Genomic DNA, 17,935 nt, shown 5'->3' with positions numbered 1-17,935 from the left:
AAAAGGGGTCGGGGGCTGTCCGAGGGTCGTGAGACCCTTGGGTGACCAGCCCCCGACCCGAAAGTCTCCTCAGTGACCGCCACGGACCGTTCCATCGAGCTGACCCGTACCGCCGCCCAGGCCGCGGCCGACAAGCTCGCGCACGACATCATCGCCTACGACGTCAGCGACGTCCTCTCCATCACCGACACCTTCCTGGTGGCCTCCGCGCCCAACGACCGACAGGTCAAGGCCATCGTCGACGGCATCGAGGAGACCCTGGCCAAGGAGCTGGACGCCAAGCCGGTACGGCGCGAGGGCGAGCGGGACGGCCGCTGGGTGCTGCTCGACTACATCGACATCGTGGTGCACGTGCAGCACTCCGAGGAGCGGGTCTTCTACGCCCTGGAGCGGCTGTGGAAGGACTGCCCGGAGATCGAGCTGCCGCAGGACGCGGTCGCGACCCGCGGCAAGGGCGCCGAGCACGCCCAGGCGCAGGAGGCGCAGGACGAGGGAGACCTGAACTGAACGGGAACAAGGGCGGCCGTGGCCGCCGGATCGTGCTCTGGCGGCACGGCCAGACGGCCTGGAATCTCGAACAGCGCTTCCAGGGCAACACCGACATCGAGCTGACCGCCGAGGGCATCGCGCAGGCGCGCCGCGCCGCCCGGCTGCTCGCGGCGCTGCGGCCGGACGCGATCATCGCCTCCGACCTGCGCCGGGCCGCGGGCACCGCCGCGGAGCTTGCCGCGGTGACCCACCTGCCGGTCACGCACTACGAGGGTCTGCGCGAGACCTTCGCCGGAGCCTGGCAGGGCCTGACCCACACCGAGATCGTCGAGCGCTACGGCGAGCAGTACGCGGCCTGGAAGCGCGGTGAGCCGGTGCGGCGCGGCGGCGGCGAGCTGGAGACCGAGGTCGCCGACCGGGCCGCCCCCGTGGTGCTGACCGCCGCCGACAAGCTCGCCGACGACGGCGTCCTCGTCGTCGTCAGCCACGGCGGCACCATCCGCACCACCATCGGACGGCTGCTCGGCCTGGAGTCCACGAGCTGGGAGTCGCTCGGCGGCCTGACGAACTGCTGCTGGTCCGTCCTCGGCGAGGGCGCCCGCGGCTGGCGTCTCCTTGAGCACAACGCGGGCACCCTGCCGGAACCGGTCCTCGGCGACGACACCTGAGCGCGCGCCGGACCGTGCTCGCGGCGGCCTCCGGACGGCCCTCGACCGGGTCCGGGACGCGTCCGCGCGCGGCGGTGCAGCGGATTTCGTTTCCGGCGCGCTCACCGGCTATGCTTCTTCTCGTCGCCGGGGAAACCCGCGCTGACGCGGGGCTGTAGCTCAGTTGGTAGAGCGCTTGCATGGCATGCAAGAGGTCCGGGGTTCAATTCCCCGTAGCTCCACAAGGTTGAGGGCGGAGTGTGCTCGCGGAAAACGCGAGTCACTCCGCCCTCTGTCGTTTCTGCGCGGCTGCGCCTCGCACCGCGGGGGCTTCGCCACCCGGAGCCCCGTGAGGTCGGCCGGGCCGGGCGCCGAGGCGGGAGTACCCGGGGACAGGGTCCACCCGCGACGTACGAGGGTCCTGTTCCCTCACCGGGGGAGCGGGATCTCTCCGTTCCGGCCCTCCCGCGTGGCCTGCTCGGCCTTCTCGCGCAGGATCTCGGAGAGCGGGCGGCCGTGCTCGGGGCAGCCGACGACCGGGTCGGGGATGGCCCGCAGGCGCTCGATCCGGCGGGTGTCCTGCGCGCCGAGCGGGGTGTAGACGACGACGCGGTGCTCGGCCATGCCGTCGATGCTCAGCGAGCTGGACGACAGATTGACGGTGCCGACCGCGTGGTGCCGGAAGACCTTGACCCGCCTGCCCGGCGCGGCCACGGGCGCCGGGACCCCGGGGGCGGCGGGCGCGGTGCGGCGCGGTCTCGACCTGCCGGGCCTGGTCGTGCTCGGCGCCGCGGTGACGCTGCTCACCGTGCCGCTCGTCCTCGGGCCCACGCCTACGCCGTGACGTCGGCGGCCATGGCGGCGGTGTCGTCGGTCGGCGCCGTGGTCGCGGTCGAGTGGCGGCGGAGCGGGCGGCGCCGGGCCTGAGGCCCGGGGCCTGTGCCGGTGCGTCCTACGCGTCCTGCGCGGCCTCCGCGTCCTCCGCGTCCAGGAACGGGTAGTCGGTGTAGCCGCGCTCGTCGCCGCCGTAATACGTGGCCCGGTCCGGGGTGTTGAACGGTCCGCCCGCGCGGAGCCTGCGCGGCAGGTCGGGGTTGGCGAGGAAGAGTGCGCCGTACGAGAGCATGTCGGCGGTGCCGTCCTCGATCAGCGCCAGCTCCTCCGGGCCCGAAGGGCGGCCGACCGTACGGGCGTTGAGGATGAGGGCGCCGGAGAAGCGTTTGCGCAGCTCCAGGGTGAGCGCCCGGTCGTCGTTCTCGATGAGGTGCAGATACGAGGGGCCGACCGCTTCGATCGCCTGGACCAGCGCGACATACGTCGGTCCCGGCTCCGGCTCGTGGAGGTCGCCGAGCGGATTGCCGGGCGAGACGCGCAGGCCCGTACGGTCGGCGCCGATCGCCCCGGCCACCGCCGTGACCAGCTCGACCGCGAACCGTATCCGGCGCTCGGGGGAGCCGCCCCAGTCGTCGGTGCGGACATTGGAGTTGGGCGCGAGGAACTGGTGCGCCAGATAGCCGTTGGCCGCGTGCACCTCGACGCCGTCGAAGCCCGCCGTGATCGCGTTGCGGGCCGCGGCGGCGTGGTCGGCCACGGTCTGCCGGATGCCGTCCTCGGTCAGCTCCTCGGGGACGACGAACTCCTTCGGCCCGTCCCGCGTGTACACCGTGCCCTGGGCGGCGACGGCCGAGGCGCCGACCGGTACGAGGCCGTCGGGCAGCAGGGAGGGGTGGCCGATCCGGCCGGTGTGCATGAGTTGCGCGAAGATCCGGCCGCCCGCCGCGTGCACGGCGTCGGTGACCCGGCGCCAGGCGGCGATCTGCTCGTCGCTGTGCAGACCGGGAGTGTCGGGATAGCCCTGGCCGACGGGGGAGGGCTGGGCGCCCTCGGTGACGATCAGCCCGGCGGAGGCGCGCTGCGCGTAGTAGCGCACGGCGGCGTCGGTCGGGGCGAGTCCGGGACCGTACGCCCTGCTGCGGGTCATCGGTGCCATGACGATACGGTTCGGCAGCCGCACACCGCCGAGGTCGAGGGGGTCGAACGCGGTGGTCAAAGCGGTCTCCAGGCTCGTCCGGCGGCGGGGCTCGTAGTCGGCCGAAAGCCACCGTAACCGCGGATCCGCCCCGGAAATGTTGAGGATTCATGAACTTCCGGCCGGAGCGGCCGGAGCGGCCGGAGCGGGGGCGGGAGCCGTGACCAGGGGCGGCGCGGGGTCGGGAGCCGCCTCCGGAATCGGCGCCGGACGACGGCTTTCGGCGGTTGACACGCGCCTGGAGGGCATGGTGTACAGCGCGCGGACGGCCAGCGTGCCCGCCAGCGCCAGGAACGCCACGGCCGCCAGCGGATAACCGGCCGACAGCAGTATCTGCGGGCCGCTCTGCCGCAGCTCCAGCCGTCCGGGGCCGTGCGGCACCGCCCACAGCGCGAAGGAGCAGAAGAGACCGCAGGCCGCGGCCGTCCCGGCCGCCCACCGCCAGTCCCCGCGGCGCAGCGCCTCAGACCCGAGCAGCACCAGTATCGGCACCGCCCACACCCAGTGGTGCGACCACGACACCGGACTGACCAGCAGCGCCGTCATGGCGCAGGCCACCGCCGCCCACGCGGGCCCGTACGGCAGCCGGTCCCCGGCCAGCAGCGCCGCGACGGCCACCGCGAGCCCGGCCAGACCCGCCACGGCGGCGCCCGCCAGCCAGACCGTCCCCGGGTCCCCGGTGTGCTGGAACCGGGCGACCACCCCGCGCAGCGACTGATTGGCGGTGTCCTCGCCGAAGCCGATCCGGTCCGGCGCGAGCACCACCCCGGTCCAGAACCGCCGCGAGTCGTACGGCAGCGCGAGCGCCGCGACCGCGACCGTACCGGCGAAGGTGCCGCCCGCCACCAGCGCGCGCCGCGCATAGGGCGCGCCGCTTCCCTCCCGGCGCAGCGCCGCCGCCCCCGCCACGGCCAGGAAGACGGCGAAGAGCGCGGGCGTCAGCTTGATCCCGGCGGCGATCCCGATCCCGGCCCCCGCCCAGCGGTGCGCGGCAGGGCGGGTCAGGTCCCACAGCACCAGCACCGCGAGCAGCAGATTGACCTGCCCGTAGCGCAGGGTCGTCCACACCGGCTCGCACCACACCGCCGCCGCGGCCACGGCGAGCACCACTGCGGCCCGCGGCGCGCGTACCGGACGGCCGGCCAGCCGCAGCGACAGCGCGACCAGCGCCACCAGCAGCAGCAGATTCCCGGCCGTCGCCGCCGTCCGCATCGCTCCGGGCCGCAGCCACGTCAGCGGCACGAACAGCAGCGCGGCGAACGGCGGATACGTCGTCGGCAGCCGCGCGTACGTCGCCCGCATCGCGTACAGGTCACCGCCGCCGCGTACCGTCAGGCCCTCGGCCCGGTACACCATGAGGTCGATCATCGACACGTGCGCGCCGCGCTGCGCCGCCCAGAACCCGGCGAAGGACGCGAGGCAGCCGACCCCGGCCGCGGTCACCGCCGCCGCCCGCCGCCGCCGTACCGCGCCCACGCCACCACGCTCCTCCCGCCGTCACAGAACCCCGAGGTCGGAGGCCCGCCACCGGCCGGAAACGAGTTGGCGGTCCCGGCCCGCGGCCGTGTAATGTATCCCGAGTCGCCGGGCCCACCGCCCGACACCACGCGGGGCTGTAGCTCAGTTGGTAGAGCGCTTGCATGGCATGCAAGAGGTCCGGGGTTCAATTCCCCGTAGCTCCACGAGTGAGAGAGCGAGACCTGTCCGCAGAAGGCGGACGGATCTCGCTCTTTTCCGTTGCGCGGCGGCCGGCTCCTGCGGCCCCCGCGGGGCGCGGCTTCGGACCGGCCGCGGGACCGGTCTGCTCTGACCGGCCGCGGGATCCGTCACCCGACCGGCCTGACGGCTGGTCAACTACCCTGGGCGCACAGGGCGGAAGCGACGGGGGAGAGACCTCTTGGACCAGCTGGACTGGCAGTTGATCGACCGTGAGTTCCTCGCCGGTCGGCGCGAGGCCTCGCGGGAGAGTCTGGTCCGCTACTTCGACGGTGCCCTGCCGACCTGGGAGACGGTGCTGGCGGACGTGCCGCGCCGCGAGGCGGTCTCGCGTATCACCGGGAATCTGCTGTACGAGCGCGGCTCGGCGAGCACCGTGCACCTGGTGGTGGGCCCCAGCGGCGAGGGCAAGTCGACGCTGATCCGGCAGGTCGCCGTCGATCTCGCGAGCAGCCACGAGGACTGGCGGGTGTACTGGCGGGACTCCGGCGACACCCTGGACCTGAAGTGGATCGCGGAGCTGGACCCGGACCGCAACACGCTCTTCGTCTCGGACGACGCGGAGAAGATCGCGACCGGCTGCTTCGACGTCCTGCGGCGACTTGAGGGCCGCTCGGACCTGCACTTCCTGCTGGCCGCGCGGGACACCGACTGGCGGGCCGTCAGGGCCGACTCGCTGCCGTGGAACACGCTGAACGTCACGCCGAAGCGGATCGCCCTGCGCGGCCTCGGCAAGGACGGCGTGGACGCGCGGGAGATCGTCGAGGCGTGGACGCGGTCGCAGGCGCTCGGCCAGCTCGCCTCGTACAACCAGGTCGAGGACCGCGTGGCGGCGCTGCTCGCGGCGGTCCGCGGCGAGGAGGCCAGCCTGGAGGACGGCGCGCTGCTCGGCGGCATGCTCCGGGTCCGCGTCGGCGACCGGCTCGACGGCCATGTGCAGCAGATGCTCGGACGCCTGGTCCACTACCCGTTGAGCAACGGCCGCACGCTCGCGTACGCCTTCTTCATGATCGCCGCCCTGCACGGCATCAATGTGCGGGAGATGTCGCCGCGGCTGCTCGCCGAGGCGCTCAACATCGACGTGAGCCGGGTCGAGGAGGAGATCGTCATCCCGCTCGGTGAGGAGGCGGCGGCGGCCCGCGCGGGCGACCGGCTGCTCGTCAGGCACCGCGCGGTCGCCGAGTCGGCGCTGCGCGTCGCCCGCAGCCTCGGCGTCGACATGAAGGACATCTACGCGCGCCTGACCCGCGTCGGCATCCGCGTGGCGACCCGGCCCGGAAGCGGCCTGGACGCCAAGGAGTTCCGGTACATGTCGCAGAAGCTGAGCAGCTCGCCCGAGTACGCGATCGGCTCCGCCCGCGCGGCCGTGGAGGAGGAGCCCGACGACCTGCGCCGGGTGGTCAACCTCGTCGTGGTGCTGCGGCACAACGCCATGAACGACGAGCTGACGGCGGTCGCGCAGGAGCATGTCGGCCGGATCCGTACGATGGTCAACTCCCGTGAGGCGGCCCGGCGGTTCTTCTACGAGTGGTCGATCGCGGAGGGCAAGTCCGGCCGTCCCGAGATCGCCTGCTGGCTCACCGCGGTGTCGCTGGCAGATCTGGCGTGGGCCGATCCGCTGCGCGACGAGCGGGACGTCGAGTGGCGGATGGCCGGTTTCGTACCGGGGTTCAAGGCGCTGGCCGCGCGCACCGGGGACGAGCGGTTCGCGCGCGGGGTGCGCGCGGTCGAGACGCTGCTGCGCGGCTGGCCGGTCAGCCCGCGTACCGAGCGGGACATGGTCATGTACCGCTCCTACGCCAAGAGTCAGGGCGTGCCGGAGATGGACCGCGACACCTGCCGTACGGAGTTGACGGCCGCGGTCGTGGCCGCCTGGCGATTGCGGTCGCGTGAACTTCCCGACGTTCCCGCGGGATCGACCTTGCGCTTCCACCGGCTGTTCCAGAAGCTGGACGAGCACCCCGCCTGACCGGGCGGGCGGCCCCGACGGGCCCCGTGCCCGATCGGGCACGCGACCTGAACGGCCATACGCACGACGGGCGGTGGCTACCGTTCCTTGACCCGCTCTTGGGAAAACCATGCCCCTGACATGAACCGATCAGCGAAAGAGTGTCGCTCTGCGGTACGAGCCGTACGGATAGCGGCGACACCGCACTTCGCGACAACTCGCTTCGCATGGGGGTTTCATGAGATTTGAGCGCAAGAGAACGCGTGTGGGACTGGTGGCGGCCGCCGCGCTGCCCCTGGTCGCCGGCGCGCTCGCGCTTGGCACCCAGTCCGCCACGGCCGACCAGCCCAGCGGACGCCAACTCCTCTCCGGCACCAAGCCGCAGTGGGCCACCACCCAGGCAGACAAGGGCGCGACCGCGAACACCGGCAAGGTGTCCGTCCGCGTCTATCTGGCCGGACGGGACGCGAAGGGCCTCGCGGCCTACGCCAAGTCCGTCTCGGATCCGAACTCGGCTGACTACGGTCACTATCTGACCACCGCGCAGACCCAGTCGCGCTACGGTGCGACGAAGGCCCAGATAGCCGAGGTCACCGACTGGCTGAAGTCCTCCGGCCTGAAGGTGACCGCGACCTCCCAGCACTACATCGCCGTGACCGGTGACGTGGCCGCCGCGGAGAAGGCTTTCGGCACCCAGCTCCACAACTACTCCAAGGCGGGCCACACTTACCACGCCCCGGCGACCACGGCGTCCGCGCCCGCCTCGCTCAAGGGCGCGGTGCTGACCGTCACCGGCCTGGACAACGCACCCAAGAAGTCCAGCCACGACGACACGCTGCCGCCTCCGGACGCGGTCTTCAAGAACGCCGGACCCTTCTCCACGTACTTCGGCTCGAACACCAACAACAAGCTCCCCAACGCGTACGGCACCAAGGCGCCTTACGCGATCAAGGGCTACACCGGTGAGCAGCTCCGTGCCGCGTACGGTGCCGGCAAGTACACCGGCAAGGGCGTGACGGTGGCCATCACCGACGCGTACGCCTCGCCGACCATCGCCGCCGACGCCTCGCAGTACGCCAAGCGCAACGGCGACCAGAAGTACAAGAAGGGCCAGCTCTCGCAGGTCCTGCCGAGCGAGTTCACCAACACCGACGAGTGCGGCGCGTCCGGCTGGTACGGCGAGGAGACGCTCGACGTCGAGGCCGTGCACGCGGTCGCCCCCGACGCGAACATCGTCTACCTCGGCGCGGCCTCCTGCTACGACGACGACTTCCTCGACACCCTCAACAAGGTCGTGGACGGCCACCTGGCCGACATCGTCTCCAACTCGTGGGGCGACGTCGAGGCCAACGAGACCCCGGACGTGGCCGCGGCCTACGACCAGGTCTTCCAGCAGGGCGCTGTCGAGGGCATCGGCTTCTACTTCTCCTCCGGTGACAACGGCGACAACGTCGCCTCCACCGGTGTGAAGCAGGCCGACACCCCCGGAAACTCCGACTGGGCCACCTCCGTCGGCGGCACCTCGCTGGCGGTCGGCAAGAACGACAAGTACAAGTGGGAGACCGGCTGGGGCACCGAGCGCGCCCCGCTGTCGGCCGACGGCAAGTCCTGGGTGGGCTTCCCCGGCCCGTACACCTCGGGCGCGGGCGGCGGCACCAGCAAGCTGTACGCGCAGCCGTACTACCAGCGCGGCGTCGTCCCCGACTCGCTGGCGCTCGCCAACGGCGGCACCGTCAAGCAGCGTGTCGAGCCCGACATCGCCGCGGTCGCCGACCCGAACACCGGCTTCCTCGTCGGTCAGACCCAGACCTTCCCCGACGGGTCGCTCCAGTACAGCGAGTACCGGATCGGCGGCACCTCGCTCGCCGCGCCGGTGATCGCGGGCGTCCAGGCGCTGTCGCAGCAGGCCCGTAACGGCATCGCGATCGGCTTCGCCAACCCGCTCATCTACAACAAGTACGGCACGTCCGCGTACCACGACGTGACCGACCACCCGCTGGGCCAGGGCCAGGGTCTCGCCGTCGTGCGTGTCGACTTCGCGAACGCCTTCGACGCCTCGGACGGCACGATCACCTCGCTCCGTACCCTCGGTGCGGACGCGTCGCTGCACGCCACGGTCGGCTACGACGACGTCACCGGCGTCGGCACCCCGGGTGCCGACTACGTGAAGTCGTACCTGCCGCCGAAGAAGAACGGCAAGCACTGAACGGTGTGACGCGGTTCTGAGAACGGTGTGACGCGGTTCTGGTCCGACGCGCCTCCGCGTTTCGGACATGGTTCTACGCCGATCCGGCGCGGATCCGAGGCGTGCGGACGCGCTTCGGAAGCGTTTCGGACGCGGTGAAGCGGGGCCCGTACCGGGGAGCGATCCTCGGTGCGGGCCCCGCCCCCGCTGCGGTAACCTGATGCCATGCGAGCTGTGAGCCTCCTGCTTAGCGAGCCGCGCTGACCGAGAACCCCGTCAGTGCGGCACCCCTCCTGCGCGAGGGGCTTTTTTGTTTCCGCAGGCAGCGACGGGCAGCAGGCTTCCGGGCCGCAGCCGTCAAGACATCGATGGAGTACCGAGGACGATGAGCGAGATCACCCCGGCCGCCGAGACGGCTGCGCCCCACCGCTACACGGCCGAACTGGCCGCGGACATCGAGGGCCGCTGGCAGGACTTCTGGCAGGCCCACGGCACCTACGAGGCGCCGAACCCCAGCGGCGACCTGGACGGCGACCCCGAGACGGCCGCGCGCCCCAAGAAATTCATCATGGACATGTTCCCGTACCCCTCGGGCGCGGGACTGCACGTCGGCCACCCGCTGGGCTACATCGCGACCGACGTCTACGCCCGCCACCAGCGGATGACCGGCCACAATGTGCTGCACACCCTGGGCTTCGACGCCTTCGGCCTGCCCGCCGAGCAGTACGCCGTACAGACCGGCACCCACCCGCGGGTCACCACCGAGGCCAACATCGTCACGATGACGGCGCAACTGCGGCGGCTGGGCCTGGGCCACGACAAGCGCCGCTCCTTCGCCACGATCGACCCGGAGTACTACCGCTGGACCCAGTGGATCTTCCTGCGGATCTTCAACTCCTGGTACGACGAGGAGGCCGCCCGCGCCCGCCCGATCAGCGAGCTGGTCGAGCAGTACGAGGGCGGCGTCCGCGCGACCCCCGACGGCCGCGCGTGGGCGGAGCTGACCGTCGCCGAGCGCGCCGGTGTCCTGGACGGCCACCGGCTGGCGTACGTCGCCCAGTCGCCGGTCAACTGGTGCCCCGGACTGGGCACCGTGCTGGCCAACGAGGAGGTCACCGCCGACGGCCGTTCCGAGCGCGGCAACTTCCCCGTCTTCAAGGCCAATCTGCGCCAGTGGATGATGCGCATCACCGCGTACGCCGACCGGCTGCTGGACGACCTGGACCTGCTGGACTGGCCCGAGGCCATCAAGCAGCAGCAGCGCAACTGGATCGGGCGCAGCGAAGGCGCGCGCGTCGACTTCCCCGTGGCCGGCGCCGACCGCCCGATCACGGTCTTCACCACCCGTCAGGACACGCTGTTCGGCGCCACCTATATGGTGCTGGCCCCCGAGCACGACCTGGTGGACGCGATCGTCCCCGACGCCTGGCCCGAGGGCACCCACCAGGTGTGGACCGGCGGCCACGCCACGCCCGCCGAGGCCGTCGCCGCCTACCGCAAATTCGCCTCCTCGAAGTCCGACGTGGAGCGGCAGGCCGACGCCAAGGAGAAGACCGGCGTCTTTACCGGCGCCTTCGCCGTAAACCCCGTCAGCGGTGAAAATGTCCCCGTCTTCATCGCGGACTACGTGCTGATGGGCTACGGCACCGGCGCCATCATGGCCGTGCCCGCCCACGACGCCCGCGACTTCGCCTTCGCCCGCGCCTTCGAACTGCCGATGCGCTGCGTCGTGGCCCCCACCGACGGCCGCGGCACCGACCCTGCCCAGTGGGACGACGCCTTCGGGTCGTACGACGCGACGATCGTCAACTCGGCCGGGTCCGGGGTGTCCCTGGACGGCCTGGGCGTGGTCGAGGCGAAGGCCGTGATCACCGCCTGGCTGGCCGAGCGCGGCATCGGCGAGGGCACCGTCAACTACCGGCTGCGCGACTGGCTGTTCAGCCGTCAGCGCTACTGGGGCGAGCCCTTCCCCGTCGTCTACGACGAGGACGGCGTCGTGCACGCGCTGCCCGACTCGATGCTGCCCGTCGCCCTGCCCGAGGTCGACGACTACAGCCCCCGCACCTTCGACCCCGACGACGCGGACACCTCCCCCGAGCCGCCGCTGTCGCGCAACGAGGACTGGGTGACGGTCGAGCTGGACCTGGGCGACGGCGTCCGCACGTACCGCCGCGAGACCAACACCATGCCCAACTGGGCCGGTTCCTGCTGGTACGAGCTGCGCTACCTGGACCCGCACAACAGCGAGCGGCTGGTCGACCCGGCCATCGAGCAGTACTGGATGGGCCCGCGCGAGGGGCAGCCCGCGGGCGGCGTCGACCTGTACGTCGGCGGCGCCGAGCACGCGGTGCTGCACCTGCTGTACGCCCGTTTCTGGCACAAGGTGCTGCACGACCTGGGCCACGTCTCGTCCGTGGAGCCGTTCCACCGGCTGTTCAACCAGGGCATGATCCAGGCGTTCGTCTACCGTGACGCGCGCGGCATCGCGGTGCCCGCCGTCGAGGTCGAGGAGCGGGACGGCGGCTGGTTCTACCAGGGCGAGCCCGTCAGCCGTGTGCTGGGCAAGATGGGCAAGTCCCTGAAGAACGCCGTGACGCCCGACGAGATCTGCGCCGAATACGGCGCCGACACCCTGCGCCTGTACGAGATGGCGATGGGCCCGCTGGACGTCTCCCGCCCCTGGGACACCCGCGCGGTCGTCGGCCAGTACCGGCTGTTGCAGCGCCTGTGGCGCAATGTCGTGGACGAGGGCACCGGCGCGGTGACCGTCTCCGAGGCCGAGCCCGACGAGGCCACGCTGCGCGCGCTGCACAAGGCGATCGACGGTGTCACCGGCGACATGGCGGGCCTGCGCTTCAACACCGCCATCGCCAAGATCACCGAGCTGAACAACCACCTGACGAAGACGGGCGGCCCCGTGCCGCGCGCCATCGCCGAGCCCCTGGTGCTGCTGATCGCGCCCCTGGCGCCGCACATCGCCGAGGAGCTGTGGAGCCGCCTGGGCCACACCTCCTCCCTGGTGCACGAGCCCTTCCCGGTCGCCGACCCCGCCCTGGCGCAGGACGAGGCCGTGGTGTGCGTCGTCCAGATCAAGGGCAAGGTCAGGGCGCGGTTGGAGGTTCCTCCGACCATTTCCGACACCGAGTTGGAGGCCCAGGCGCTGGCCGACCCGGCCGTCGTCGCGGCGCTGGGCGGTGCGGCGGTGCGCAAGGTGATCGTGCGGGCGCCGAAGCTGGTCAACATCGTGGTGTGAGGCGGCGGCTTCTTCGCAGGGGGCGCCGCCTCGCGGAGGGCGACCCTTAAGGGGCAGGTTGGGGGATCGGCCGGATCCCGCGGCCTGCCCCTCCCGTTTACGGTGGAGACGTCTACGGTGGATGGTGGAGTGTCCGCCGTTCGAGGTTGGAGGAGAGCGCCCGTGGAAATCGCAGGCTTCGTCGTCCTGGTGCTCTTCCTCGCTTTCGTCACGCTCGGGGTCGTGGCCACCGTCAAGACGGTGCGCGCCGCGCGCCGCGGTGTCGCCCGCGCCTCGGCCCAGGCGCGCCGCGCCATCGAGGACACCCAGCTCAAGGCCCGCCGCTACACCACCACCGGCCCCGCGGGCCAGGTCGCGCAGCTCCGTATCGACCTGCGCACCGCCATCGACAGCACCTTCCGCGCCCTCGAACACGACCCGTCGCTGACGGAGGCCGCCGGTCTCATGGCCCGCCTCAACGACCACGCCCGCACCCTCGACCGCGAGCTGGCCCTCCTGGAGCGCGAGCCCGACCGCGCCCGCCTCGCCGCGCTCCTCCCCGACCTCTCCACCCGCGCCCACCGCATCACCCACTCCGCGGACTCCCTGCGCTGGGCCGCCCAGGACCGCGCCCACCAGTTCGCCTCCGACGACCTCACCGCACTCCGCCACCAGATCGACATCGAATCGGCCGCCCTCCGCCACTGGGAGCCGGCGGCTCCGCCGAAGCTGAGCCCGACTGCGGAGTAGGCCCTTTGGCGGGGTGCGAGGGGTGAGCTGTTGGCGGGGTGTCAGGGGTGAGCCGTTGGCGGTTGTGGCAGGCGTGAGCCCTCGGAGGGCCGCCAGGGGTGAGCCTTTTTGGCGGGCCGCCAGAAGCCGAATGCGGCCCGTTCGGCGTGTGCGGCCGAGCCCGAGCCTGGCGGGGGTGCCAGAGGCGACGTGTCAGCCCGTCCGGCGTGTGCGGGCGGGCCCCGGGGCTGGGGCGGGGCGCCGGAAGCGAACCATCAGCCCGTCAGGCGTTTGTGGGCACCTCCCGGCGGCAGCCGGGGGAGACCGGCCCGTCCGGCAGTGAGGGCCCGAGTACCGCCCCGACCTGCGCACCGGTAACCTCCCCGTCATGTCCCCGCATGTCGCCATCGTCACGGATTCCACGGCCTACCTCCACCCCGAGGCCGTGCGCCGGCACAACATCTCCGTCGTGCCGCTCACCGTGGTCATCGGCGACGAAGCCCTCGAAGAGGGCACCGGAATCTCCGCCCCCGCCGTGGCACGAGCCCTCCAGCGGCGACATCCGGTCACCACCTCCCGTCCGTCCCCGGCCGAATTCGCCGCCGTCTACGAGGCCGTCGCGGACGCGGGCGCGGAGGCGATCGTCTCGCTCCACCTGTCCGGCGAGTTCTCCGGCACCTACGACGCGGCGCTGCTCGCGGCGAAGGAGGCGGCGGTACCGGTGCGGGTGGTCGACACCGGAATGGTCGCGATGGCGCTCGGCTTCACCGTCCTCGCGGCGGCCGAGACGGCGGAAGCGGGCGGCACCCCGGACGACATCGTCGCCGCCGCCGAGAAGCGGGCCGACGCCACCTCCGCGTACTTCTACGTCGACACGCTCGACTATCTGCGCCGGGGCGGCCGGATCGGCGCCGCCCAGGCGCTGTTCGGTTCCGCACTCGCCGTGAAGCCGCTGCTGCGCCTCGTCGACGGCCGGATCGAGCTGATGGAGAAGGTCAGGACGGCCTCCAAGGCGATCACCCGGCTGGAGGAGATCGTCGTCGAGCAGGCGGGCACCCGCCGCGTGACCCTTGCCGTCCACCACCTCGCCTCCGCCGACCGCGCGGCGGCCCTCGCGGACCGGCTGCGGGAGCGGGTGCCGGGCCTCGACGACCTGGTGGTCAGCGAGGTGGGCGCGGTGATCGGCGCGCACACCGGGCCGGGGCTGCTCGGGGTCGTCATCTCGCCGCACTGAGCGGGGTGGGTGCCCGTTGGGGGCATGGGGCTTCGGCGGCGTGGGCGGCCTGCGCGGTGTGAGCGGTGTGCGCGGCCTGCGAGGTGCGCGGCCTGCGCGATGCGCGCGGTGTGAGCGGTCGGCGGGGCCGTCGGCCGGGGGCCTGAATCACTCTCACGGGTGACGGAGTTATCCACAATCGCCGAGTTGTCCACAGATTCAGACCAAGATCATCTTTCGGCGGTGATCGGGTCCAGCATCGGACCCATGAACTCTCTGGAACCGATCCGCACCGCCATCCGTCCGCAACGAAAGTCCGGCCCCGACCCGGCCGAGGTGCGCGAACGCGCCGCCGCCCTGTTCGGTACGGCGGTGGAGCGCGGCGCGCGGGAAGGGCCGCCGGGGGCGCGGTCGGAACCACCGGAACGGTCGGGGCCGTCGCCTGCGCCCACGCCTGAGCCCTCGGCCAAGCCCTCGCCTGAGCCGCTGCCGCTGCCTCTGTCCGAGCGGCCCGCGGTGGCCGAGGAACCGACCGGTCCGGTACGACGCCTGCGCACCTGGCTCTTCGTCCGCTGCGGGCTGGAGTTCAAGACGGTGCTGGCGTTGGTGGCCGTACTGGTCATCGCGGGTGGCCTCGCGGTGCAGCACTTCGTGGCGGGCCGCCCCCGGACGATCGCGGTGCCGCCGCCGCTGTCGTCGTCGGGGAGGCCGCTGACGGCCATGGGCGCCTCGGCCATGGCGTCGGCGGCCACGACCACCCCCGCGCCGAAACTCACCGTGGACATCGCGGGCAAGGTCGCCAAGCCGGGGCTACGGCGGCTTCCTTCCGGCTCCCGCGTCGCCGACGCCCTCTCCGCCGCCGGCGGCGCCCTCCCCGGCACGGACACCAGCACCCTCAACCTCGCCCGCCCCCTCACCGACGGCGAACAGATCCTGGTCGGCATCGCCCCGGCCCCCGGTGCCCCGGCCGATCCCGGCGACCCCGCAGCCGCCGACCCCGCCTCCCCGGTCAGCCTCAACTCCGCCACCGCCGCCCAACTCGACGCCCTGCCCGGCGTCGGCCCCGTCCTCGCCCAGCACATCCTCGACTTCCGCACCCAGCACGGCTCCTTCACCTCCGTCGACCAACTGCGCCAAGTCCCCGGCATCGGTGACCGCAAATTCACCACCCTCAAGCCCCTGGTCCACCCATGACCCGCCCCGTGCCCGGCAACGACGACCCGGAGGGCGCTGGACCCGCGGCGAGCGAGCGGGCCGCTGTGCACGCGGCGGCGGCTTCGCGGCTCGGGGCCGCGAACCCACGGCAGGAGGGGCCGCCGGACTGGCGGTTGGTGGGCCCCGCGGTCGCGGCGTGGGGCGGGGCGGCGGTCGGGCCGGGGCTGGGGACGCGTGTCGGGATCGGGGTGGTGCTGGTGGCGCTCCTCGCGGGCGCGGCGCTGTTGGTGGCGGCAGGCGTGAGGGGCGGCGGGCGGCGGGAGTTGGGGGCGGCGCTGGCGGCGGTGGTGCTGTGCGGGGCGGTGGGGGCGGGCGCGGCCGTGCTCGGGGAGGCGGACCGATATCGGGGGCCTGTGCCGGGGATGGCCGAGCGCGGGGCGGTGGCGGAGGTCGAGCTGCGGGTGACAGGCGACCCGACGGAGGCCCGCCCACGGGTACGGGGAGCCGCCCAGGCGCCACGGACGGCCGTCGTCGGGGGAGAGGCGTTACGGGTCGGCGGCACGCGCGTCCGGACGCCGGTGGTGGTGCTGGCCGAGGGGGACATCGGGCGGTGGCTGATGCTGCTGCCGTCCACGACGATCGCGGTCACGGCCCGGCTGGCCCCGGCGGACCGGCCGGGGGACAGGGCCGCCGCCCTGCTCAAGGCGCAGGGACCGCCGCGCGTCCTGGCACCGCCGAGCCTGCCGCAGCGCGTCGCGGGCCGACTCCGCGCGGGCCTGCGGGAGGCGAGCCGCCCACTGCCCGCGGACGCCAGAGCGCTGCTGCCGGGGCTGGTCGTGGGCGACACCACGGGCCTCACACCCGACCTGAAGGCCGCCTTCCGGGCCACCGACCTCACCCACCTCACGGCCGTCTCCGGAGGCAACCTCACGATCGTCCTGATCCTGCTGATCGGACCGCCGGGTGTGGCGATCAGGGCCGAACGACGCGGCCTGGCCTCCTCCTTGGGGCTGCCGCTCCGGCTGACGGCGCTGCTCGGCACGGGCCTGACGCTCGGATTCGTACTGGTCTGCCGACCGGACCCGAGCGTGTTGCGGGCCGCCGCCTGCGGGCTGATCACGCTGCTGGCCATCGGCACCGGCCGCCGCCGGTCCCTGCTCCCGGCGCTGGCCGCGGCGGTGCTGCTGCTGGTGCTGTACGAGCCGGAGCTGGCCCGCTCCTACGGCTTCGCGCTGTCGGTGCTCGCCACGGGCGCGCTGTTGACGCTGGCGCCCCGCTGGAGCGAGGCGTTACGGGCCAGGGGGGTGCCGCCGAGGCTGGCGGAGGCGCTGGCGGCGGCGGGGGCCGCGCAGGCGGTGTGCGGCCCGGTGATCGTGCTGCTGTCGGCTCGCCTCAGCCTGGTCGCGGTGCCGTGCAATCTGCTGGCGGAACCGGCGGTGGGTCCGGCCACGGTCCTCGGGTTCGGGGCGCTGGCGCTCGCCCCGGTCGCGTTGCCCGCCGCCCGCGCGCTGGCGTGGCTCGCGGGCTGGCCGACCGGCTGGATCGCGGCGGTGGCCCGGCACGGCGCGGCGCTGCCGGGCGCCGAGGTCGCCTGGCCGGGCGGCTGGGCGGGCGCGGCGCTGCTGGCGGTGCTGACGGCGGCCGTCGTGGTCGGCGGCGGGGTGCTGCGGCGCAGGCCGTGGCTGTGCGTGGTGTGCGCGTTCCTGCTGCTGCTCGCGCTGGTGCGGCCGGTGGAGCTGCCGAGGTTCGTGGCGGGCTGGCCGCCGGGCGGCTGGCGGTTCGCGATGTGCGACGTCGGGCAGGGCGACGCCCTGGCGCTGTCGGCGGGTCCGGGCGCGGCGGTTGTGGTGGACGCGGGGCCGGAGCCGGACAAGGTCGACCGCTGCCTGCGCGATCTGCGCGTCACCTCCGTGCCGCTGCTGATCCTGACGCACTTCCACGCCGACCACGTGGACGGTCTGCCGGGGGTGCTGCGGGGCCGCAGGGTGGGCGCGATCGAGACGACGGTGCTGGGCGAGCCGCCGCGGCAGGCCGTGGCCGTACGGCGGGAAGCGGCGGCGGCCGGGGTGCCGATGGTGCTCGCGGCGGCGGGGGAGCGGCGCGGTCTCGGCCCGCTGGAGTGGCGGGTGCTGTGGCCGCCGCCCAGTGCGGCGGCGCTGCCCGACAACGGGCCGAACGACGCCAGTGTGGCGCTGCTGGTCCGCACCGGAGGTCTGACGCTGCTGCTGATGGGCGACCTGGAACCGGCCGCGCAGGAGCGGCTGTTGGCGCAGGCGCCGGATCTGCCGCGGGTCGATGTCCTGAAGGTGGCGCACCACGGTTCGGCGTATCAGGACGAGGAGCTGTTCGACCGGGTGCGGCCGCGGCTCGCGGTGATCTCGGTCGGCGCGGACAACCCCTACGGTCATCCGGCGGCCCGGACGGTCGCGGCGCTGCGGGCGCTGGGGGCGGTGGTGCTGCGGACGGACACCGACGGGTCGATCGCGGTGGCCGAGGACGGGCGGGGGGAGCTGCGGACGAGCGTGGCCGGGAAGGGGGCAGGGATGTAAAGGATTCTTTGTAAAGGAGTGCTTGTAAGGGAAGCTTTCTAAA

Annotated in this window: 13 protein-coding genes and 2 tRNA genes; 12 read left to right on the top strand and 3 right to left on the bottom strand. The window is 72.9% G+C overall.

The window, feature by feature from the left end; genetic code table 11:
* Positions 1-72: 72 nt before the first annotated feature.
* From rsfS to ACIOC1_RS11085, 3 genes are all read left to right on the top strand, one after another.
* Positions 73-507, top strand: coding sequence for a ribosome silencing factor (gene rsfS / locus ACIOC1_RS11095; RefSeq protein ID WP_355348921.1), 435 nt, complete (start codon positions 73-75; stop codon positions 505-507).
* Entirely contained in the window at positions 504-1,157 is a 654-nt protein-coding gene (locus ACIOC1_RS11090; protein WP_401715847.1) for a histidine phosphatase family protein, read from the top strand. The genes rsfS and ACIOC1_RS11090 overlap by 4 nt, the downstream gene beginning before the upstream one ends.
* A 148-nt stretch (positions 1,158-1,305) precedes the next feature.
* A tRNA-Ala gene (locus ACIOC1_RS11085) sits at positions 1,306-1,378 on the top strand.
* A 187-nt stretch (positions 1,379-1,565) separates the two neighbouring features.
* On the opposite strand, the gene ACIOC1_RS11080 is transcribed toward ACIOC1_RS11085, so the two are convergent.
* Positions 1,566-1,760: a hypothetical protein gene (locus tag ACIOC1_RS11080; RefSeq protein WP_401853383.1), complete on the bottom strand. Its 195-nt coding sequence runs from the start codon at positions 1,758-1,760 to the stop codon at positions 1,566-1,568.
* Between ACIOC1_RS11080 and ACIOC1_RS11075 the strand changes: the two genes are divergently transcribed.
* Positions 1,759-1,980, top strand: a complete 222-nt coding sequence (locus ACIOC1_RS11075; RefSeq protein WP_401853381.1) for a hypothetical protein — start codon at positions 1,759-1,761, stop codon at positions 1,978-1,980. The two genes, ACIOC1_RS11080 and ACIOC1_RS11075, sit on opposite strands and share 2 nt — an antisense overlap.
* Positions 1,981-2,088: 108 nt before the next feature.
* On the opposite strand, the gene ACIOC1_RS11070 is transcribed toward ACIOC1_RS11075, so the two are convergent.
* Together ACIOC1_RS11070 and ACIOC1_RS11065 are read right to left on the bottom strand one after the other, a co-directional pair.
* Complete coding sequence (locus ACIOC1_RS11070; RefSeq protein ID WP_401853379.1) at positions 2,089-3,186, bottom strand: alkene reductase; 1,098 nt, start codon at positions 3,184-3,186, stop codon at positions 2,089-2,091.
* Between the two features lie 87 nt (positions 3,187-3,273).
* A complete protein-coding gene (locus tag ACIOC1_RS11065; protein ID WP_401853377.1) occupies positions 3,274-4,641 on the bottom strand; it encodes a glycosyltransferase 87 family protein in 1,368 nt (455 codons plus the stop codon).
* A gap of 133 nt (positions 4,642-4,774) precedes the next feature.
* Here ACIOC1_RS11065 and ACIOC1_RS11060 point away from each other — a divergent pair.
* From ACIOC1_RS11060 to ACIOC1_RS11025, 8 genes are all read left to right on the top strand, one after another.
* Positions 4,775-4,847, top strand: a tRNA-Ala gene (locus ACIOC1_RS11060).
* 215 nt (positions 4,848-5,062) lie between these two features.
* Positions 5,063-6,850: a hypothetical protein gene (locus ACIOC1_RS11055; RefSeq protein ID WP_355348906.1), complete on the top strand. Its 1,788-nt coding sequence runs from the start codon at positions 5,063-5,065 to the stop codon at positions 6,848-6,850.
* 217 nt (positions 6,851-7,067) lie between these two features.
* The gene (locus ACIOC1_RS11050) at positions 7,068-9,035 is read left to right on the top strand and encodes a S53 family peptidase (RefSeq protein WP_355348903.1); all 1,968 of its coding nucleotides are present in this window, start codon (positions 7,068-7,070) and stop codon (positions 9,033-9,035) included.
* 364 nt (positions 9,036-9,399) lie between these two features.
* Positions 9,400-12,267 carry a leucine--tRNA ligase gene (gene leuS / locus ACIOC1_RS11045; protein ID WP_401853373.1) on the top strand — a complete coding sequence of 956 codons (2,868 nt, stop codon included), beginning with the start codon at positions 9,400-9,402 and terminating at the stop codon, positions 12,265-12,267.
* A 162-nt stretch (positions 12,268-12,429) separates the two neighbouring features.
* The gene (locus ACIOC1_RS11040; RefSeq protein WP_355348897.1) at positions 12,430-12,996 is read left to right on the top strand and encodes a hypothetical protein; all 567 of its coding nucleotides are present in this window, start codon (positions 12,430-12,432) and stop codon (positions 12,994-12,996) included.
* A 367-nt stretch (positions 12,997-13,363) separates the two neighbouring features.
* Complete coding sequence (locus ACIOC1_RS11035) at positions 13,364-14,209, top strand: DegV family protein (RefSeq protein ID WP_401853370.1); 846 nt, start codon at positions 13,364-13,366, stop codon at positions 14,207-14,209.
* A 246-nt stretch (positions 14,210-14,455) separates the two neighbouring features.
* On the top strand, positions 14,456-15,382 hold the full coding sequence (locus ACIOC1_RS11030) for a helix-hairpin-helix domain-containing protein (protein ID WP_401853368.1): 927 nt from the start codon (positions 14,456-14,458) through the stop codon (positions 15,380-15,382).
* Positions 15,379-17,892, top strand: a complete 2,514-nt coding sequence (locus ACIOC1_RS11025; protein ID WP_401853365.1) for a ComEC/Rec2 family competence protein — start codon at positions 15,379-15,381, stop codon at positions 17,890-17,892. Before ACIOC1_RS11030 ends, ACIOC1_RS11025 begins: the two co-directional genes overlap by 4 nt.
* Positions 17,893-17,935 lie beyond the last annotated feature (43 nt).

The sequence above is a fragment of the Streptomyces sp. NPDC088197 genome (assembly GCF_044741185.1).
Classification (GTDB): Bacteria; Actinomycetota; Actinomycetes; order Streptomycetales; family Streptomycetaceae; genus Actinacidiphila.
This window is presented reverse-complemented; position numbering and strand designations above follow the sequence as displayed.

Coding starts and splice junctions, on each gene's coding strand:
- ACIOC1_RS11075 (WP_401853381.1), top strand. CDS start 1,759: ATGCCGTCGATGCTCAGCGAGCTGGACGACAGATTGACGGTGCCGACC.
- ACIOC1_RS11080 (WP_401853383.1), bottom strand. CDS start 1,760: ATGGCCGAGCACCGCGTCGTCGTCTACACCCCGCTCGGCGCGCAGGAC.
- ACIOC1_RS11050 (WP_355348903.1), top strand. CDS start 7,068: ATGAGATTTGAGCGCAAGAGAACGCGTGTGGGACTGGTGGCGGCCGCC.
- leuS (WP_401853373.1), top strand. CDS start 9,400: ATGAGCGAGATCACCCCGGCCGCCGAGACGGCTGCGCCCCACCGCTAC.
- ACIOC1_RS11035 (WP_401853370.1), top strand. CDS start 13,364: ATGTCCCCGCATGTCGCCATCGTCACGGATTCCACGGCCTACCTCCAC.
- ACIOC1_RS11030 (WP_401853368.1), top strand. CDS start 14,456: ATGAACTCTCTGGAACCGATCCGCACCGCCATCCGTCCGCAACGAAAG.
- ACIOC1_RS11025 (WP_401853365.1), top strand. CDS start 15,379: ATGACCCGCCCCGTGCCCGGCAACGACGACCCGGAGGGCGCTGGACCC.